We start from the raw sequence: 19,835 nt of genomic DNA on the forward strand, positions 1-19,835 counted from the left end.
TCCTTGAGTCGGCAGTGAAAGCGTGGTTTGCGCGGACGGGATTGCACGGTCCGTGCCGGGAGGCGGGTGGCTGTAATCAGCGGGCCGGGCGCAGGGCGGCTGGTCGGCAACTGTTGCCCAGCCAACAGCGCATCAACAAATCGACCTGTTCACGCAGGGTTCGACGGTCTACCTGTAGCCGCTGCCGCAGGCTGCGAAAAGGCCCGAAGGGCCTTCCTGCGTCGGCACAGGCAGCGTCTGCTGCGCAGCCGTTCGCAGCCGTTCGCAGCCTGCGGCAGCGGCTACAGGGGCGCGCGGCCCCGGAGTTTTCCGGCTGGCACGGTTGCTGCTCTGTTCCCCGGACACTTCAGTCGCGAGGACACGCCAATGAGTCAGCAAGCCGTCAAATTTGCCTACTGGGTACCGAACGTCAGCGGCGGGCTGGTGGTCAGCAAGATCGAGCAGCGCACCCACTGGGGCATCGACTACAACCGCAAGCTGGCGCAGTTGGCCGAGGCCGCCGGGTTCGAGTACGCCCTGACCCAGATCCGCTTCACCGCCGGTTACGGCGCCGAGTTCCAGCATGAGTCCGTGGCGTTCAGCCATGCGCTGCTGGCTGCCACCGACAAGCTCAAGGTGATCGCGGCGATCCTGCCCGGCCCCTGGCAACCGGCGCTGGCGGCCAAGCAGCTGGCGACCATCGACCAGCTGACCCATGGCCGGATCGCGGTGAATATCGTCAGCGGCTGGTTCAAGGGCGAATTCCAGGCCATCGGTGAACACTGGCTGGAGCACGACGAGCGTTATCGGCGTTCCGAAGAATTCATCCGTTCCCTCAAGGGCATCTGGAGCCAGGACAACTTCAGCTTCCGTGGCGACTTCTATCGCTTCGACAACTACAGCCTCAAGCCCAAGCCGCTGGGTCAGCCGGAAGTGTTCCAGGGCGGCAGTTCCCGCGCCGCGCGGGACATGGCGGCACGCGTCTCCGACTGGTATTTCACCAACGGCAACACGCCGGAAGGCATCAAGGCCCAGGTTGACGACATCCGTGCCAAGGCCGCGGCGAACAAGCATTCGGTGAAGGTCGGGGTCAATGCCTTCGTGATTGCCCGCGATACCGAGGAGGAAGCACACGCGGTGCTGGCCGAGATCATCGACCAGGCCGATCCGGAAGCGGTGAACGCCTTTGGCGACGCGGCGAAACAGGCGGGCAAGGCCTCGCCGGAAGGCGAGGGCAACTGGGCCAAATCCACCTTCGAGGACTTGGTGCAGTACAACGACGGGTTCAAGACCAACCTGATCGGCACGCCGCAGCAGATCGCCGAGCGCATCGTCGCCTTGAAGGCCGTGGGCGTGGACCTGGTGCTGGCGGGGTTCCTGCATTTCCAGGAAGAGGTGGAGTACTTCGGCAAGCGGGTGTTGCCACTGGTGCGCGAGCTGGAAGCCAAGGCGGCGCTGAAGCACGAGGATGCCGCGGCTTGAGGTGGACTGTAGGAGCGAAGCTTGCTCGCGATAGCGGTCTGTCGGACAGACCGCAGTGCCGGCATCGCGAGCAAGCTCGCTCCTACAAGGGGTTACAGGCCCAGGTCGGACAGCCCCGGATGGTCATCCGGGCGCCGGCCCAGCGGCCAGTGGAACTTGCGCTCGCTTTCCTTGATCGGCATGTCGTTGATGCAGGCGTAGCGGTTGGACATCAGGCCGTGCTCGTCGAACTCCCAGTTCTCGTTGCCGTAGGAGCGGAACCAGTTGCCCGAGTCGTCGTGCCATTCGTAGGCATAACGCACGGCGATGCGGTTGTCGGTAAAGGCCCAGAGTTCCTTGATCAGGCGATAGTCCAGTTCCTTGGCCCATTTGCGGGTCAAAAACCCCTTGGCTTCTTCACGGTTGTGGGCGAACTCGGCGCGGTTACGCCATTGGGTGTCCAGGGTGTAGGCCAGGGACACCCGCTGCGGGTCGCGGGAGTTCCAACCGTCTTCGGCCAGGCGGACCTTTTCAATGGCCGATTCGCGGGTGAAAGGGGGAAGTGGCGGACGAACTTCAGCGTTAGATGACATTTAAAGTCTCCAATGAAAGTTGAGGTTCAGCAGTGTCGAACTTGTTTTAAACGATTACAGGTCCAATAACTTTCGCGCCATGCATTGCGCATTATCGGCGGCACTGCGATCACCCATCACAAGTGCAACGGTAATGGCCCCGTCAATCAGGATCAGCAGCTGTCTGGCTTGCTCCTCCGGATCTTCGGTGCCGGGTTTTTCCGAGGCGTGTTCCTTGCAGAGCTCGAACACGTAGTCGAACAGTTTCTGTTTGTGCGCCCTGGCCACCACCCGTACCGGGTCCTGCGGGTCGCCGGTCTCGCCGCTGGTATTGATGAAGGCGCAGCCGCGAAAGTCCTCCGAGGCGAACCAGCCGCCCAGCACCGTGAACAGGTTGAGCAGGCGCGCGGCCGCGGTCGGGGCCTTGTCCACTTCGCTGCGAAACCAGTGCATCCAGCGCAGGTCGCGGCGTTGCAGGGCGGCCACCACCAGTTCGTCCTTGGTGGTGAAGTAGCGGTAGATGCTCTTTCTGGAGACGCCGGCGGTCTTCACCAGAAGATCCATGCCCGTGGCGGCGATGCCACTTTTATAGATCAACTTTTCGGTGACATCCAGAATGATATCGCGTGTGTCGTTGCTAGTGATTTCGTTCATGTGACGTACAGTAGAACGATCGTTCTCCTTGGTCAACAAGTTATTTTCGATCGATGAATTTATTGTCGCGACCCATCCCGTCACCCGCGCTTGCGCGGCAGGCGCCAGAGGGCAGGCGACAAATCTTCACAGCGCCCCGCAAGACCCGGGCCGGCACCTTGGTGTAAGCTCTTGCGCTCTTTTGGATTCGACCTTCTGCGAGCCCTATGCCGTCGCTTTTCAAACGTTCCCTGCTGCCAAAATTGCGCAGCTTCCCGCTGGCTGCCGATGACCTGTCCATCCTCAATGGCGCCGCCGAATTCCGCCGTTGCCTGCTGGAGAAGATCGCCCAGGCCACCCGGCGCATCTATATCGTCGCGCTGTACCTGCAACAGGACGAGGCCGGCCAGGAAATTCTCGATGCCTTGCACGCCGCCAAGGCCGCGCGTCCGGAGCTGGACGTGGTGGTCGTGGTCGACTGGCTGCGCGCCCAGCGCGGGCTGATCGGCGCCGGCAAGCAGCCGGGCAACTCGGCCTGGTACCAGGAAATGACCCGCACCCACGAAAGCGTAGTGCCGGTGTACGGCGTGCCGGTGCAGACCCGCGAACTGTTCGGCGTGCTGCACCTGAAGGGTTTCGTGATCGACGATTGCGTGATCTACAGCGGCGCCAGCCTGAACAACGTGTACCTGCACAAGTTCGACAAATACCGCTTCGACCGCTATCACCTGTTGCACAACCGCGAGCTGGCCGACTCCATGCAGCACCTGGTCCAGCATGGCCTGGTGGCGTCGCGGGCGGTGCATCGCCTGGACCTGCCGAACCTGCCGACCACCCGCAGCCTGCGCAACGACATCGGCGACCTGCGCAGCCGCCTCAAGCACGCGGCCTACGACACCAGTGCCGGCGGGGTGCTCAAGGACCAGTTGTCGGTCAGCCCGCTGCTCGGGGTGGGCAAGAACAACCCGCTGAGCCGGGTCATCTGCGAACTGATCGCCAGCGCCCAGCAGCAACTGACGATCTGCACGCCGTACTTCAACCTGCCGCTGGCGGTGACCCGGGAAATCAACCGCGCCCTGGCGCGCGGGGTGAAGATCGACATCATCGTCGGCGACAAGACCGCCAACGACTTCTACATTCCGCCGAGCGAGCCGTTCAAGGTCATCGCTGCGCTGCCGTACCTCTATGAGATCAGCCTGCGGCGTTTCGCCAAGCGGCATCAGAAGGCCATCGACAGCGGCCGCCTGAACCTGCACCTGTGGCGCGATGGCGACAATACCTACCACCTCAAGGGCATGTGGGTGGACCAGCGCTACACCTTGCTCACCGGCAACAACCTCAACCCGCGGGCCTTCCGCCTCGACCTGGAAAACGCCTTGCTGCTCGACGACCCCAAGGGCGAGTTGCTGGAACCGCGGCGCCAGGAGCTGGAAACGATCTTCCGCCACACCCGGCGCATCGAGCACTTCCAGCGCCTGGAAACCCTGGTGGACTACCCGGCGGCCGTCGGCAAGTTCCTGCGCCGGGTCAGCCGGGTGCGCATCGAGCGGTTGCTCTACCGCATCCTCTGAGGTCCGCGGCGAACGATCCACGATGGGGTCGTTCTTGCTGGCCCTGAAGCCCCTGCGGGGCTTATCGCAGCCTGCGGCAGCGGCTACACGAAGCCAGGCCCCGATCCTGTAGCCGCTGCCGAGCCCGCGAGGCTGCGACAAGGCCCGCAGGGCCTTCATCGGTCTCGAGATCGCCGCGCCCCTTCGGGACGTACGCAGCCTGCGACAGTGGCTACACGAAGCCAGGCCCCGATCCTGTAGCCGCTGCCGAGCCCGCGAGGCTGCGACAAGGCCCGCAGGGCCTTCATCGATCTTGAGATCGTCGCGCCTCTTCGGGACGTATGCAGCCTGCGGCAGTGGCTACAGCTGTATCAGCGGCCGGATCAGCTGGGGCTTTTCGCCGCCGGCCAGACCGCCACCAACAGCAGCAACAGCGTGGCAATCAGGTAGGGCAGGCGCGGTTCGACGGCGTAGATCAGCGAGCCGGCCAACGGGCCGATCACCACGCCAAACCCCTGGGCCGCGCCAATCGAACCGGCGGTGGCGCCTTGTTCCGAGGCGTCCACGGCGTTGGCCGCCAGGGCGGAGAAGGACGGGAAGATCGCGCCCATGCCCGCCGCCGAGACGAAGAACCCCAGCCACAGTCCCCAGGCGCTTTCCACCAGCATGCAGCCGGCAAAACCGCTGGCGGCCAGCAGCGCGCCGGCGCGGATCATCCGCAGCGGCGGCCATTCGAGTTTGCGCACCACCAGTTGCGAGCAGATCAGCGCCACGCCGACCATGGCCAGGGCGATACCAGCGGCCTGGGCGGCGTCGGCGCTGTCCAGGCCCAGGCGGTCGAGGGCGTAGAAGCTCACGGTGATCTGCGCGATGGACACACAGAGCATGGCGACGAAGGCCACCGCCATCGGCCGGCGCAGCCGCGGGTCGCTCAGGCGTACCGAGCGCGGCGCCTGCTTGAGGTGCAGTTCCTGGCGCGGCAGCTTGTACAGCAGCACCAGGAACGCCGCCAGCGGCAGCACGGCCATGGCGTACAGCGGCAGGCTCAGGCTGACCCGGGCGAGCAGCGCGGCCACGGCCGGCCCCAACACCAGGCCGACGGCGTTGGCGGCGCCCAGGGTGGCCATGGCGCGGGCCCGATGCTCGGGCTCGACGTTGTCGGCGATCAGGGCAAAACCGCCCACCGGGATGGCCGCGTAGAACACCCCGATCAGGCCGCGCCCGAGCATCAGGCCGATAAAGGCCAGCCACATGCCCGGCAGCAGGTGCAGCGAGACATCGATAAACAGGCACAGCGCCCAGTAGGCGAGGGTGAAGCCGGCCGTGCCGAGCAGCAGCACCCGACGGCGCCCGAAGCGGTCGCTGGCCTGGCCCCAGGGGCGTGCCAGGAGCATCCAGATCACCCCGGAGACGGTCACCGCTGCGCCGGCCTGCCAGGTGGCCAGGCCGAGCACGCGCACGATCGGACCGATCAGCGAGACGAAGGCCATCATCGACATGGTGCAGGCCATGTAGGCGAGCATCAGCGGCAGCAGTTTGAACGGCGCGGCGGTCTGCGGCGATTGGGCCGTGGCAGTGGACATGCAGGGTCTTCCATGAAAGTCGGGAGTGCGCGGGACGTTATAGACAAAACGCGCCCGCGCCCAGGGTTATTGGCGCAGGTGATGGTAGCCCAGCAGGGCGGGTGACGGGGCGAGTCATCGGCACGCCGGCCGGACGCTTGCCTGTAGGAGCGAAGCTTGCTCGCGATAGCCGCGCAGCGGCGGTCGTCAAATTTCACCGTGTTGTCCTGGCGAACTTATCGCGAGCAAGCTTCGCTCCTACGCAAGATCGGGCCGGGTACCCGGAGATCAGTCCAGCCCCAGCTTGCCGCGCAGGGTCGAGAGGTCTTCGGCCAGGGTATTGACCGGGCCCACCAGCGCCTTGCGGTCGTTCTCCTTGACCTTGTCGTAGGTCTCGAAGCCGCCGTCGGCGGTTTTGTACTTGGCCAGGATCTTGTTCACCGTGGCGAAGTTCTTGTCGACCTTGGCGACGAAGGCCGGGTCCTGCTGCTCGATCTGCGCACGGAACAGGTCGACGATTTTCTTCGCCCCGTCGATGTTGCCCTGGAAGTCGTAGAGATCGGTGTGGCTGTAGCGGTCTTCCTCGCCGGAGACCTTGGTCGCGGCCACTTCCTCCAGCAGGGCGGCGGCGCCGCCGACGACTTTTTCCGGTGGGAAGGTCAGGCCGGCGACGCGGGCCTGCAAGTCCTTGACGTCCTTGTTCAGACGGTCGGCCAGGGCGTCCAGGCCCTGGGTGGAGTTCTGGGCGAACAGCGAATACTCGATACGGTGGAAGCCGGTGAAGTCCTCGGCCTCGACGCCTTGTTCGTGGTCGTCGACCCGCGAGTCGATGGCCGCGTCGAGGTCGCTGAACAGTTCGGCGATCGGCTCGATCGACTCGTAGTACACCCGGGTCGGTGCGTAGAGTTTTTTAGCCGTAGCCAAATCACCTTTCTTCACCGCGTCGGTGAAGGCCTGGGTGTGGCTGGCCAGCTCGTCGAGCTGCTCGGTGACGTAGATCTTGTAGTCGGAAATCGGCCCCACCAGCTCCAGCGGCGAGGTGGCGGCAACCGCCGACAGCGGAACATGCAGCAGGCCAAGGGTCAGCAACACAGCGAGGGGCGACTTTTTCATGGGACGTTTCCGTGGGGGGATGGAGGGTGGTCAGGCACGGGTTTTCGCTTGGGTGGCCTCGAGCAGCGTGCGGCCGAGGAAGTCCTGCTCGCCGCTGACACCGGGCAGGCTGAAGAAATAACCGCCGCCCACCGGCTTGAGGTATTCCTCCAGGGGCTCGCCGTTGAGGCGGGTCTGCACCGCGATGAAGCCTTGCTCCAGGTCGGCCTGGTAGCAGATGAACAGCAGGCCCATGTCCAGCTGGCCGTTCTTGTTCACCCCATTGGAGTAGTTGAACGGCCGGCGCAGGATCAGGTTGCGCTGGGTCTCGGCGGTGCGCGGGTTGGCCAGGCGGATGTGGGCGTCGAGCTTGGTCAGCTGGCCGTGCGGGTCCTTGCGGTAGTCCGGCACCTGATGTTCCTGCTGGCCGTCCATGGGCGCGCCCGAGGCCTTGACCCGGCCGATGATGCTTTGCTGTTCCTGCAAGGGCGTGCGGTCCCAGCGTTCGACGAAGTTGCGGATGATGCGCACCGCCTGATAGCTGCCGTGGGCGGCCCAGGCCGGTTCGTCGCTGCCGGGCTGGACCCAGACGATCCGCTCCATGGCCTTGCGGTCGTTGGAGTCGGGGTTGGCCGAGCCGTCGCGAAAACCCAGGAAGTTGCGCGCGCTCTGCGCCGGCTCGCCAGGACGCGCCGGGGCCTGGGGCGGCACGCTGCCTTCCTGCTTCCAGCGCACCAGCAGCAGGTCTGGCAGGTTTTTTACGATGTCGCGCAGGGCGTGGATATTGGTGTCGGTGGTGTTGGCGCAGAACTGCAGGCTCAGGTCGCCGTGGCAGCAGTCGGGTTCCAGCGCATCGTTGGGGAAGCCGACCATGCGTATCAGGCGCTTGGGTTTGGCCGCGGCCAGGCCGAAGCGCTCGTCGAACAGCGAGGCGCCCACCGAGACGGTGATGGTCAGGTTGTCCGGGGTCACCACCGGGCCGAGGATGCCCGAGTCCAGCGGCGGCAGTTTCGGATCGACCTGGGGCACCGGGCCGCCGGTCATCAGGAAGCGGATGCGCTGGTCGAGGGTGCGCAGCAGCCGCTCCAGGTCTTCGCGGTCGCTGGCCAGCACGTCGAACGCCACCAACATGCCGGCCGCCGGACGCGGGGTGACGATGCCGCTTTGGTGCTGGCCATGGAAGTCATGGCGGTCCTGGGTCTGGTCGCTGCTCGGTGCTTGCGTGACCTGGGCGGCGGCTTTCCCGGTCTGGGCTGCTAGCGCCGGGCAGCTCAGGCTGCTGCCGGCCAGAGCCACACCGGCGGCGCCCATGCCCAGCAGCACGCGACGGCGTTGGGCGGAGAAATCTGGATTGGAAGCGTCTGAATCGTTCATCGGGCGGAGGTCTTCTGCTTACAGGCCGGAGAGGCCAAGGGCGGGATCGATTCCATCGAGTGCATCGGCCAGAACCTTGGCCTGGTCGGCGATCCGCTTGCGCTGATCGGCGCCGACACTGTCGTAGGAGGCATAGCCCTCGGTGCTGCGCAAGGCGCCGTACTGGCTGTCGAGGGCGCCGAGGGCGCTGTCGATCTGCGCCAGCAGCGGGGTGGAGGGCTTGGCCAGCAAGGGTCGCAGCAGGTCTACGACCTTGCGCGTGGTCTCCAGGTTGGCGGCAAAGCCGTTGAGGTCGCTGTGGCTGTAGCGTTCTTCCTCGCCGCTGGCGGCGCGCACCTCGGCGATGCTGCGCTGGGTGCGCGCGACCAGGCTGACCAGTTGCTCCGGTGGCAGCGACTGGGCCAGCAGTTGTTGCTTGAGCGTGGTGACATCGCTGAGCAGGCGCTGGGCGATCGGCGCCAGGCCGCTCAGGTCGCGTTGCTGGAACAGCGCGTATTCGAGGCGGTGGAAGCCGACGAAGGCGGGGTCCTGCTCGCGTTTTTCGAAATAGTCGGCGCGGGCGTTGATGCTGTTGTCCAGCTCGCCCAGGCGCTGGGCGGCCGGAGCAAGACGCTGGTAGGCCGCGCGCGCCGGCAGGTACAAGGCCTGGGCCTGGGCCAGGTCGCCGGCCTGGATGGCGTGCTCCAGCTCGCTCACGGCCTTGATCAGGGCGCTGCTCTGGCGGCTCAGGTAGACCCGGAACTCCGACAGCGGGCCGATAAAGGCGACCATCGACGGCCGGGCCTTGGCCTGGGCGTCGGACTCGGCGGTCGGGGTCACATGCAGGGTGCCGCGCGGGTTGCTCAGCAGGCCGCAGGTGATGGCGTAGTCGCCGGGCTGCAGCCTGGCGTTGATCACCTGGCTCAGGCCTGGCGCAATGTTTTCCCGTTCTTCGACCACCAGCACGCCGTCGAGGATTTCCCATTCCACGGCGCGGTCCGAGCGGTTGACGATACGAAAGCTCGCTGGCCCGGCCGGCACGCTCAGGGCGTTCGGCTCGCAGCTGCGGGGGTGGATGGTCACGGTGATTTCGTCCTGGTGCGCCTGGCGCTTGCTGGCGGCCAGCTGCGAGGCGTAATAGAACAGCCCGCCGGCGGCGATCATCACCATCACGGAGCCGGCGAGTGCCCAGCGCAGGACGCTCGGTGTCGGGGGCTGTGGGGAGGCTTGCTGGGTCATGGAAAGGCCTTACTGGCTGGAAACGGAAGACGATGGGCTGGCGGCGGGTGCCGCGCCAGGCATGAAGAACAGCACCAGGGTCACCAGCACGTAGATCAGATAGGCGCCCAGGGTGCTGACGGTCGGCGCGTCCTGGTAACCGAACATGCCGGCCAGCACCGAGCCCAGCGGGCCGTCCATCGGCAGGCTGGCGCTGAAGTCGAACAGCACCGTCTGCAGGTGGTTCCAGACCCCGGCTTCATGCAGGGCCTGCACCGAGTTGGCGAGGATGCCGGCGGCCACCACCAGGATGAACAGGCCGGTCCAGCGGAAGAACGCGCTGAGGTTCAGGCGCATGCTGCCGCTGTAGATCAGCCAGCCGACGACGATCGCCAGTACCAGGCCGAGCAGGGCGCCGATGGGCGCGGCGGGGCCTTGGCTCTGCTGGAACACCGCGAGGAGGAAGAACACGGTTTCCAGGCCTTCGCGGGCCACGGCGAAGAACACCATGGCGATCAGCGCCGTGACCTGGTGCCGGGAGCCGGTCAGCGCCTGGTCCAGCGAGGCTTGCAGGGAATGCTTGAGCGAATGCGCGACCTTGCGCATCCAGAACACCATGGAGCTGAGGATGCCCACGGCCACCAGGCCGACGATGCCTTCGAAGAGTTCCTGCTGCTTTTGCGGAAACTCGGCGCTCATCAGCTCCAGGCCGCCCCCCACCAGCAGCGCCAGGGCCGCGGCGAGAAACACGCCGATCCACACGGCCGGCATCCACTGGCCGCGCCCGGTCTGTTGCAGGTAACTGGCGATGATGCCAACGATGAGCGCGGCTTCGATCCCTTCGCGCAGCATGATCAGAAATGGAACGAGCATTCAGCACCGGCGGGGAGATAGATAGGGAGCTAAGTTGTAACATGTTGATACGTATTCGCAAATGACTATGGTTGCTATTTGCTGAACGTCAGCTGAACGGAGCGCGTTTCGCGGGGCGCGTGTTTGTGTCTGTAGGAGCGAGCGGGCGGCGATCCGACTTGCCCGCGATAGCCACGCCGCACAATGCCTGACACACCACAGTGCCTGCATCGCGGGCAAGCCTCGCTCCTACGAAGGGGGCGGCGGTGTTTGTGGGGTCAGGCCAGGTTCTGTTCGGTCAGGCGCTGCACGGCCAGGCGTCGGTAGTGGGAAGGGGTCATGCCCTTGAGTTGCTGGAAGCGCCGGTTGAAATTGGAGATGTTGTTGAAGCCGGACTCGAAGCACACGTCGGTCACTGGCTTGTCGCCGTCGGCCAGCAATTCGCAGGATTTGCTGATGCGCAGGCGGTTGACGAACTCGACGAAGCAGCGGCCGGTGGCCTGCTTGAACACCCGGGAGAAGTAGGTGGGTTTCATGCCCAGGTAGTCGGCGACTTCCTCCAGCGGCAGTTCGCGGGCGTAGTGGGCGAAGATGTAGTCCACCGCGCGGTTGGTGCGGTCGACGTTGTGCTCGTCGGCCAGTTGCACGTTGGTGGCGCCGGACAGCAACTGGTAATCGTCACAGGCGGCCAGCAGTTCCAGCAGGATGAAAAAGTGCCCGAGGCGGGTGATGCCGCTGGAGTCGGCGATGCGCTGCATCAGCTCCATGGCCTGGGCGATGGTGCGTTTGCAACGAAACTCGATGCCGTACTGCGCGCGCTCCAGCAGCGGCGTCAGGCTCTTGAGTTCGGCGAACACCTGATAGCCGCTTTCGAACAGCTCGTCGGTGAAGTTCACCAGCATGTCGCGCTTGGCCACCACTTCGTCCTCGGCCACCTGGCTGATCCAGTTGTGGGGCAGGTTGGGGCCGGTGAGGAACAGCGATTCGGGGTAGAAGTTGCCGATGTAGTCGCCGATGAACACCTTGCCGGAGCTGGCGACGATCAGGTGCAGCTCGTACTCCTTGTGGAAGTGCCAGCGCACCAGGGGGCAGGGGAAGCCGTGCTGGCGATAGATGATCGACAGGCCGTTATGGTCGTCCATCAATTCGTAGGAAGGGTCGGTGACTCTTGCTGATCGGCTCATGGCGCTGCGCTTTTATCGTTGTTGCGCCCGATCATGCCTCCTTCAAACCCTCAGCACCAGTGCCGGCCGTAACACCTGTAGCCGCTGGCGCAGCCTGCGACAAGGTCCGCAGGACCTTCAGGGCCCGCAAGAGCGGCGCCCCCTTCGGGGTCGATCGCAGACTGCGGCAGCGGCTACAGGGTCGGGTGTCCGGGGGATCGGCGGGCGTGCCTCAGGCCAGGCGGTTTTTCGCTTCGATCCACTGCGCCATGTACTGGGTGCTCTTGTGGTGATGGTGACGCAGCATGCCGCCGGTGAAGTTATCGCGGCGCAGTTGCGCCAGGTTCGCCCGGCAGTACTGCAGGCGCTCGATCAGGGCCGGGCCGTGGACCTGTTGCCGATAGCGCGCAAGCAACAGTTGGCGCCCCTGTTCCTGGGCCGCGCTCCACAGCGCCTGGTCCTGGTACAGGCGCACCGCCGCCGCGGCGATGGCGCTGGCCGACTCGGCAATCGCTCCCGGCCAGGGCGCGTCACCGTGCATGGCTTCGGCGCCGACCGGGGTGGTGACGCTCGGCGTGCCACAAAGCATGGCGTCCAGCAGCTTGCCCTTGATGCCCGCGCCGAAGCGCAGCGGCGCCAGGCAGATCCGCGCGGCGGACATGACTTGCAAGGCATCCTCGGCCCAGTTCATCACCAGGAAACCCTGGGCCGGGTTGTGCAGGGCCGCGGCCTTGGGCGGGGTGTAGGCGCCATAGAGATGCAACTGCGCGCCCGGCAGCTGCTGGCGGATCAGCGGCCACACGGCGTTCTTCATCCACAGCACCGCGTCCCAGTTCGGCGCGTGGCGGAAGTTGCCGATGCTCAGGAAGTGCGCCCGTTCGGCGAAGGGCACATAGCTGTGCGGCATGTGCTCGGGCATCAGCGGGCACCAGTGCAGCAAGGCCGGCGGCAAACCGAATTGCCCGACCAGCAGCTCGATCTCGAACTCGGAGATCATCAGGCTCAGGTCGCAGCGGTACAGCGCGGCGATTTCGCGCCGGGCCTGGTCGGTGTCGGCCATGGCGGCGAACTCCTGCGCGGCGGCGGGGGCGAACAGGGCGCTGAAGTCATCGTTGTCGTCGCTGGCCTTGAGGTGCTCCTTGAGGCGCTGATGGCGGGCGTGGCGCAGGCTCTGCAGGTCGGAGGTCTCGAGCACGCGCAGCGCGCCGGGGCACTGTTGTTCGACGCGCCAGCCGAACTGTTCCTCCATCATGAACTGGTCGAACAGCACGATATCCGGCGCCAGTTCGGCGATGAAGCGGTCGAAACTGCTGTTGTTCAGTTCGATCGGGCACTCGCGGATGCCCAGGGCGCTCAGGTCTTCCTTGTGCTCGCCGGGGTTGGCCGGGCTGCTGAAGGTGATATCCCAGCCTTGCCCGAGCAAGACCTGGAGGATCTGCATCAGGTGCCCGCTGGCCGCCGATGAGCGGGGTTCGGGCCAGACGTAACCAATGACCAGGACTTTGGTGGCGGCGGTCGGACTCATGAGTGGGTATTCCTGAAAAGCGCGGGGGTGTCTGCGGGGGGCGCCATTAAACCACAGCAGGGCGCTGGCGCGGCCGCCCTGGCGCCCATGGCCGAGGTGCTCGTCGGGTCGGCGCGGGTTACCGAGGGTTCAGCCGAGGATGGCGCGGACCTTGTCGCGCAACTGGTCGATGGAGAAGGGCTTGCCGATCACCGCCATGCCGGCGGGCACCTCGATGTTTTCCGCGTAGCCGCTGGCGAACAGCACCGGCAACTCCGGGCGCAAGGCGCGGGCGCTGGCCGCCAGTTCCTTGCCGTCCATGCCGGGCAGGCCAACGTCGGTCATCATCAGGTCGATCCGCAGCGCGTGGTCCTGCAACCGGGCCAGGGCCTCTTCGCTGCCCGCGGCTTCCAGCACCTTGAATTCCAGCTCCTCCAGCACATCGACAATCAGCATGCGCACGATGGCATCGTCTTCGACGACCAGGATGGTGGAATCGGTGGGGGACATGGCAAGGCTCTCGAAAATAAATGGAAAAAAAGGACGGCAGCGGAAAAAAGTGCTTGTCTCTTGCATCAGTAAATAACGCGCAATGACAAGTTCCCAAGGCTGTACAAAAAAGTAATTCTGTACAAGTTGTGCCAGAATAACCTGTCTGATCGAGGGTGGGCAGTGCAGGATGAAAAATTGCCACCGAGCTTGTCGCAAGCATAGATACGCTGCCCTCCTTTGGGGCAAACTCCATGGTTTTTGACCCTCTACCAAGGCCTTTCAATGATCTCTTCGTCTTCGGTCGATGAACAGAGTTTTCGTAAGCTGCTAAGCCGCAACATCGCGCTTCCCTTGGGCGTGGGCGTGCTCAGCGCGGTGGTCTTCGTGTCCCTGATCAGCTATCTGCTCTCGGCGATCCAGTGGGTCCAGCACAGCGATCGGGTGATCAACGGCATCAACCAGGCCGCCAAGCTGACGGTCGACCTGGAAACCGGCATGCGCGGCTTCCTGATCACCGGCGACGAGCATTTTCTCGACCCGTATGAAGTGGCCAAGCCGCAGATCTTCAGCGAATTGCGCGAGCTGCGCGGGCTGGTGGCGGATAACCCACAGCAGGTGGACCGCTTCAAGCGCCTGGAAGCCTTGCAGGAAGAGTGGGGCCTGCACGCGAAAAACATGATTGAGATGCGCCGCCAGGAGGGCGATTATCGCCGCTCGGTGCAGTCCGGCCGGGGCAAGCGCCTGACCGACCAGATGCGCAAGGAATACGACGAAGCGGTGGCGATGGAGCAGCAACTGCGGGTCGATCGCAACGAGAATGTCACACGCACCACGATCCTCAGCGTGGTCCTGTACCTGCTGTTCGTGGTGGTGATCAGCGGCCTGCTGGCCTATATCGGGCGCCGCGACCTGCTCAACCTGTCGAAGAGCTACAGCGCCAACCTCGAGGCCCAGCAGCAAAGTGCCCGGAGCCTGGCGCAACAGGCCTGGCTGCGCAGTGGCCAGACCGAACTGGCCGAGCAGTTGCTGGGGCAACTGACGCTGAACCTGCTGGGGCGCAACCTCCTGCAGTTCTGCGCGCAATACCTGGGCAGCGTGGTGGCGGCGCTGTACGTGCGTGAAGAGCACGGCGGCCTCAAGCGCGTGGCCGCCTACGGCTTCTCCCGCGAGCAGGAAGAGCGCGAACAGTCGATTTTCCTCGGTGAAGGCATGGTCGGCCAGGCGGCCCAGCAGGACCGGCTGATCCGCCTGGACGAGGTGCCCGCCGATTACTTCAAGGTCAGCTCCGGCCTGGGCGAAGGCGTGCCGCGCAGCGTGCTGGTGGTGCCGACCAGCGACGACGACCGGGTCAACGGGGTGATCGAGCTGGGCTTCCTGCGGGCCCTCAGCGAGCGTGATGTCGAGCTGCTGGAACTGATCGCCGGCAATATCGGCACCGCCATCGAGGGCGCGCGTTATCGCCAGCGCCTGCAGGACGTGCTGGCCGAAACCCAGCAGCTCAACGAAGAGCTGCAAGTGCAACAGGAAGAACTGAAGACCGCCAATGAGGAGCTCGAGGAACAGTCGCGGGTGCTCAAGGAGTCCCAGGTGCACCTGGAGGCCCAGCAGGTGGAACTGGAGCAGACCAACGAGCAGCTGGCGGAGCAGCGCGACGCCATGGACCGCAAGAACGGCGAGCTGAACCAGGCCCAGGTGCAGTTGCAGGAGCGTGCCGAGGAGCTGCAGCGTTCGAGCAAGTACAAGTCCGAATTCCTCGCCAATATGTCCCACGAGCTGCGCACGCCGCTGAACAGCTCGCTGATCCTGGCCAAGCTGCTGGCGGAAAACGCCGAGGAAAACCTCACTGCCGAACAGGTGCAGTTCGCCGAGTCGATTTATTCGGCGGGTAACGATCTGCTCAACCTGATCAACGACATTCTCGATATTTCCAAGGTCGAAGCCGGCAAGCTCGAAGTACGCCCGGAAAACGCCAGCGTCGCGCGCCTGGTGGAAGGCCTGCGCGGGCTGTTCCAGCCGCTGACCGCGGACAAGGGCCTGGAATTTCGTGTCGAGTTGCAGCCCGGCGCGCCTTCGATGCTGTTCACCGACTGCCAGCGGGTCGAGCAGATTCTCAAGAACCTGCTGTCCAACGCGGTGAAGTTCACCGAGAAGGGCCAGGTCAGCCTGACCGTGTCGCGCGAGCCCGAGGCGGGCATTGCCTTTGCTGTGCGCGACTCAGGGATAGGCATCGCCCCGGAACAGCAGGAAAGCATTTTCGAAGCCTTCCGCCAGGCCGATGGCACCACCAATCGCCGTTATGGCGGCACGGGCCTGGGGTTGTCGATTTCCCGCGACCTGGCGGCATTGCTCGGCGGTTCGATCACGGTCGCCAGCGAGCCGGGGCAGGGCAGTGTCTTCACCCTGGTGCTGCCGGAACAATACGTCGAGCACGCACCAGAGCCGCAAGAGGCGACCAGGCCCGCCGCCGTGCGGGTGGCGCCGGCGCCGAGCAAACCGGCTGCACCGCCGGTGCCCGAGGTGGAGATTGCGCGTTTCGCCGACGATCGCGACAAGGTGCCGTTCGCCACCCGCTGCATCCTGGTGGTGGAGGACGAACCGAACTTTGCCCACATTCTGTATGACCTGGCCCACGAGCTGGGTTACCAGTGCCTGGTGGCCCACGGCGCCGACGAGGGCTACAGCCTGGCCGAGCAGTTCGTGCCGGACGCGATCCTGCTGGACATGCGCCTGCCGGATCATTCCGGGCTGACGGTGTTGCAGCGCCTCAAGGCGCATGCCGCCACCCGGCATATCCCGGTGCATGTGATCTCCGTGGAAGACCGGGTCGAGGCCGCCATGCACATGGGCGCCATCGGCTACGCGGTCAAGCCCACCACTCGGCAAGAGCTCAAGGACGTGTTCGCCCGCCTGGAAGCCAAGCTCACCCAGAAGGTCAAGCGTGTGCTGCTGGTGGAGGACGACGACCTGCAGCGCGACAGCATCGCCCGGCTGATCGGCGACGACGACATCGAGATCACCGCCGTCGGCCTGGCCCAGGAGGCCCTGGAGCTGCTGCGCGACAACCTCTACGACTGCATGGTCATCGACCTGAAGCTGCCGGACATGCTCGGCAACGACCTGCTCAAGCGCATGTCCACCGAGGACATCTGCTCGTTCCCGCCGGTGATCGTCTACACCGGGCGCAACCTGACCCGCGACGAAGAGGCGGAGCTGCGCAAGTATTCGCGCTCGATCATCATCAAGGGCGCGCGCTCGCCAGAGCGCCTGCTGGATGAAGTGACCCTGTTCCTGCACAAGGTCGAGTCGCAGCTGTCCCACGAGCGGCAGAAGATGCTCAAGGCCGCCCGCAGCCGCGACAAGGTCTTCGAGGGACGCAAGGTCCTGCTGGTGGACGACGATGTGCGCAATATCTTCGCCCTCACCAGCGCCCTGGAGCAGAAAGGCGCGATCGTGGTCATCGGCCGCAACGGCCATGAGGCGATCGCCAAGCTCAACGAAGTCGAGGACATCGACCTGGTGCTGATGGACGTGATGATGCCCGAGATGGACGGCTACGAAGCCACCCAGGAAATCCGCAAGCAGCCGCGCTGGCGCAAGCTGCCGATCATCGCGGTGACCGCCAAGGCCATGAAGGACGATCAGGAGCGCTGCCTGCAGGCCGGGGCCAACGATTACCTGGCCAAGCCGATCGACCTCGACCGGCTGTTTTCCCTCATTCGAGTCTGGTTACCCAAGATGGAAAGAATCTAGTGGAGCGCAATACCGAGATTGAACTGCGCCTGTTGATCGAAGCTATCTACCTCAAGTACAGCTACGACTTCCGCGATTACTCCGGCGCCTCGATCAAGCGCCGGATCAACCATGCGCTGCGCCAGTTCGAATGCAAGACCATTTCCGCCCTGCAGGAGCGGGTGCTGCACGATCCGGGCGCGTTCATGCAGCTGCTGCAGTTCCTGACGATCCCGGTCAGCGAGATGTTTCGCGACCCGTCGCACTTCTTGGCGATTCGCCAGGAAGTGGTGCCGCTGCTCAAGACCTATCCCTCGATCAAGATCTGGATCGCCGGCTGCAGCACCGGCGAAGAGGTCTATTCCATGGCCATCCTGTTGCGCGAGGAAGGGTTGCTGGAGCGCACCATCATCTACGCCACCGATATCAATCCCAGCTCCCTGGAGAAGGCCAAGCAGGGCATCTTTTCCCTGGAGAACATCCGCGCCTATACCCAGAACTACCAGCAGGCCGGCGGTTTGCGCTCCTTTGCCGACTACTACACGGCGGCCTACGACTACGCGATCTTCGACAAGACCTTGCGTGAGAACGTGACCTTCGCCGATCACAGCCTGGCGACCGACAGCGTGTTTTCCGAAACCCAGCTGATTTCCTGTCGCAACGTGCTGATCTATTTCAACAAGAAGTTGCAGGACCGGGCCTTCGGCCTGTTCCACGAGTCGCTCTGCCACCGTGGGTTCCTGGTGCTGGGCAGCAAGGAAACCCTGGACTTCTCGACCTACGGCGAGCATTTCGAGCCGCTGGTCAAACAAGAACGGGTCTACCGCAAATCATGAACGATGACGCCAACGGGCAATCCGCCTTGCCGCGGGTCGAGGCCATAGTGATAGGCGCGTCGGCCGGCGGCGTCGAGGCGTTGCTGAAAATCTTCACGGCGTTTCCCGAGGGCTTCAGCCTGCCGATAGTGGTGGTGCTGCACCTGCCCGAAGAGCATCGCAGCCAGTTGGCCGAGCTGTTCGCCCAGCGCCTGGCGCTGCCCGTGAAAGAGGCCCGCGACAAGCAGACCATCGAGCGCGGCACCCTGTATTTCGCCGTGCCCGGTTATCACTTGTCGGTGGAACAGGACCGCAGCCTGTCCCTGAGCCAGGAGGAGCGCGTGCATCATTCGCGTCCCGCCATCGATTACCTGTTCGACTCCGCCGCCGATGCCTATGGCCCGCGCCTGGCCGCGGTGCTGCTGACCGGGGCCAACCAGGACGGCGCGCAAGGCCTGGCCCAGGTCAAGCGACGCGGCGGCCTGAGCATTGTCCAGGACCCGGCCGAGGCCCAGGTGGCGACCATGCCCGAGGCGGCCATCGCGCTGCACCGACCGGATTACATTCTCCCTTTGCACGGCATCAGCCGTCTGCTTGTCGAGCTGGAACGAATCGCATGTTAAGTAATATCCAAGCCAAGCTGCTGATCGTCGACGATCTGCCAGAGAACCTGTTGGCCCTCGAAGCGCTGATCAAGCGCGAGGATCGCCAGGTGTACAAGGCGCTGTCAGCGGACGAGGCATTGTCGCTGTTGCTCCAGCATGAGTTCGCCATGGCCATCCTCGATGTGCAGATGCCCGGCATGAACGGCTTCGAGCTGGCCGAGTTGATGCGCGGCACCGAGAAGACCAAGAACATTCCCATCGTGTTCGTCAGTGCCGCCGGGCGCGAGCTCGACTATGCCTTCAAGGGCTACGAAAGCGGCGCGGTGGACTTTTTACACAAGCCGCTGGATACCCATGCGGTGAAGAGCAAGGTCAATGTGTTCGTCGACCTGTACCGGCAGAGCAAGGCCATGAAGCAGCAGGTCGAAGCCCTGGAGCAGAGCCGGCGCGAGCAGGAGGCGTTGCTCAAGCAGTTGCAGGCGACCCAGAACGAGCTGGAGCAGGCGGTGCGCATGCGTGACGATTTCATGTCGATCGTCGCCCACGAGGTGCGCACGCCGCTGAACGGCCTGATCCTGGAAACCCAGCTGCGCAAGATGCACCTGGCCCGCGACAACGCCGCCGCCTTCACCCTGGACAAGATGCACGCCATGGTCGACCGCGACGAGCGCCAGATCAAAAGCCTGATCCGCCTGATCGAGGACATGCTGGACATCTCGCGGATCCGTACCGGCAAGCTGTCGATCCGCCCGAGCCGGGTCGACCTGGTGCAGCTGGTGCGCGGCCTGCTGGAGAGTTTCGCGCCCCAGGTCGAGGCCGCCGAGTCGTCGATTGCCCTGAGCGCCGAAGACTCGGTACTCGGCCAGTGGGACGAGTTCCGCATCGAACAGGTGATCTCCAACCTGCTGACCAATGCCTTGCGTTATGGCGCCAAGAGCCCGATCGAAGTACGGGTGTACAGCGCGGACGGGCAGGCGCGGGTCGAAGTGCGCGATCACGGGATTGGCATCAGCGAGGAAAACCAGGCGCGTATCTTCCAGCAGTTCGAGCGCGTCTCTGTCAATCATGCGGTGGCCGGGCTCGGGCTGGGGTTGTTCATTTCCGAGCAGATCGTCACCGCCCATGGCGGCACCATCGAAGTCGACAGCAGGATCGGCGAAGGTGCCCTGTTTCGCGTTTGTCTGCCGCTGTAGGAAAACACCGGCTCCCACGCAACCTTCTGGATGACCGGATGGTCGTATCAGCAGCTATTGAC

General features: G+C 64.6%; 16 protein-coding genes. 6 read left to right on the forward strand and 10 right to left on the reverse strand.

All coding sequences use genetic code 11. The features are described 5' to 3' along the window. The first annotated feature begins 366 nt into the window (after positions 1–366). A complete protein-coding gene (gene sfnG, locus PMI20_RS14235) occupies positions 367–1,461 on the forward strand; it encodes a dimethylsulfone monooxygenase SfnG (RefSeq protein ID WP_007932921.1) in 1,095 nt (364 codons plus the stop codon). A gap of 92 nt (positions 1,462–1,553) precedes the next feature. On the opposite strand, the gene PMI20_RS14240 is transcribed toward sfnG, so the two are convergent. Together PMI20_RS14240 and PMI20_RS14245 are read right to left on the reverse strand one after the other, a co-directional pair. Further along, positions 1,554–2,033: a nuclear transport factor 2 family protein gene (locus PMI20_RS14240; protein ID WP_007932923.1), complete on the reverse strand. Its 480-nt coding sequence runs from the start codon at positions 2,031–2,033 to the stop codon at positions 1,554–1,556. Positions 2,034–2,087: 54 nt separating this feature from the next. Beyond that, on the reverse strand, positions 2,088–2,666 hold the full coding sequence (locus PMI20_RS14245) for a TetR/AcrR family transcriptional regulator (RefSeq protein ID WP_007932924.1): 579 nt from the start codon (positions 2,664–2,666) through the stop codon (positions 2,088–2,090). Positions 2,667–2,872: 206 nt separating this feature from the next. Here PMI20_RS14245 and pssA point away from each other — a divergent pair, with 206 nt between their 5' ends. After that, positions 2,873–4,216: a CDP-diacylglycerol--serine O-phosphatidyltransferase gene (gene pssA, locus PMI20_RS14250; RefSeq protein ID WP_007932925.1), complete on the forward strand. Its 1,344-nt coding sequence runs from the start codon at positions 2,873–2,875 to the stop codon at positions 4,214–4,216. Between the two features lie 362 nt (positions 4,217–4,578). On the opposite strand, the gene PMI20_RS14255 is transcribed toward pssA, so the two are convergent. The 8 genes from PMI20_RS14255 to PMI20_RS14290 form a co-directional block, all read right to left on the reverse strand. Further along, positions 4,579–5,778: an MFS transporter gene (locus PMI20_RS14255; protein WP_007932782.1), complete on the reverse strand. Its 1,200-nt coding sequence runs from the start codon at positions 5,776–5,778 to the stop codon at positions 4,579–4,581. A 267-nt stretch (positions 5,779–6,045) separates the two neighbouring features. Then, complete coding sequence (efeO, locus tag PMI20_RS14260; protein WP_007932780.1) at positions 6,046–6,870, reverse strand: iron uptake system protein EfeO; 825 nt, start codon at positions 6,868–6,870, stop codon at positions 6,046–6,048. Between the two features lie 30 nt (positions 6,871–6,900). Further along, a complete protein-coding gene (gene efeB, locus PMI20_RS14265; RefSeq protein WP_007932779.1) occupies positions 6,901–8,223 on the reverse strand; it encodes an iron uptake transporter deferrochelatase/peroxidase subunit in 1,323 nt (440 codons plus the stop codon). Between the two features lie 18 nt (positions 8,224–8,241). Next, entirely contained in the window at positions 8,242–9,441 is a 1,200-nt protein-coding gene (gene efeO / locus PMI20_RS14270; RefSeq protein WP_007932776.1) for an iron uptake system protein EfeO, read from the reverse strand. A 9-nt stretch (positions 9,442–9,450) separates the two neighbouring features. Continuing rightward, positions 9,451–10,293: an iron uptake transporter permease EfeU gene (gene efeU / locus PMI20_RS14275; protein WP_007932775.1), complete on the reverse strand. Its 843-nt coding sequence runs from the start codon at positions 10,291–10,293 to the stop codon at positions 9,451–9,453. 257 nt (positions 10,294–10,550) lie between these two features. Beyond that, positions 10,551–11,456, reverse strand: coding sequence for an AraC family transcriptional regulator (locus PMI20_RS14280; RefSeq protein WP_037036290.1), 906 nt, complete (start codon positions 11,454–11,456; stop codon positions 10,551–10,553). Between the two features lie 211 nt (positions 11,457–11,667). Further along, positions 11,668–12,960 carry a glycosyltransferase gene (locus tag PMI20_RS14285; protein ID WP_007924860.1) on the reverse strand — a complete coding sequence of 431 codons (1,293 nt, stop codon included), beginning with the start codon at positions 12,958–12,960 and terminating at the stop codon, positions 11,668–11,670. A 129-nt stretch (positions 12,961–13,089) separates the two neighbouring features. After that, a complete protein-coding gene (locus PMI20_RS14290; RefSeq protein WP_007924859.1) occupies positions 13,090–13,449 on the reverse strand; it encodes a response regulator in 360 nt (119 codons plus the stop codon). Positions 13,450–13,713: 264 nt separating this feature from the next. Here PMI20_RS14290 and PMI20_RS14295 point away from each other — a divergent pair, with 264 nt between their 5' ends. From PMI20_RS14295 to PMI20_RS14310, 4 genes are read left to right on the forward strand one after another with little or no spacing between them, the layout of a single operon-like run. Next, entirely contained in the window at positions 13,714–17,181 is a 3,468-nt protein-coding gene (locus PMI20_RS14295) for a response regulator (protein ID WP_007924858.1), read from the forward strand. Then, positions 17,181–17,996: a CheR family methyltransferase gene (locus PMI20_RS14300; protein WP_007924856.1), complete on the forward strand. Its 816-nt coding sequence runs from the start codon at positions 17,181–17,183 to the stop codon at positions 17,994–17,996. Before PMI20_RS14295 ends, PMI20_RS14300 begins: the two co-directional genes overlap by 1 nt. Beyond that, positions 17,993–18,598 carry a chemotaxis protein CheB gene (locus tag PMI20_RS14305; RefSeq protein WP_007924855.1) on the forward strand — a complete coding sequence of 202 codons (606 nt, stop codon included), beginning with the start codon at positions 17,993–17,995 and terminating at the stop codon, positions 18,596–18,598. Before PMI20_RS14300 ends, PMI20_RS14305 begins: the two co-directional genes overlap by 4 nt. Continuing rightward, on the forward strand, positions 18,592–19,773 hold the full coding sequence (locus PMI20_RS14310) for a hybrid sensor histidine kinase/response regulator (protein ID WP_007924853.1): 1,182 nt from the start codon (positions 18,592–18,594) through the stop codon (positions 19,771–19,773). The genes PMI20_RS14305 and PMI20_RS14310 overlap by 7 nt, the downstream gene beginning before the upstream one ends. Positions 19,774–19,835: the final 62 nt, after the last annotated feature.

The organism is Pseudomonas sp. GM17 (genome assembly GCF_000282175.2).
GTDB lineage: Bacteria > Pseudomonadota > Gammaproteobacteria > Pseudomonadales > Pseudomonadaceae > Aquipseudomonas > Aquipseudomonas chlororaphis.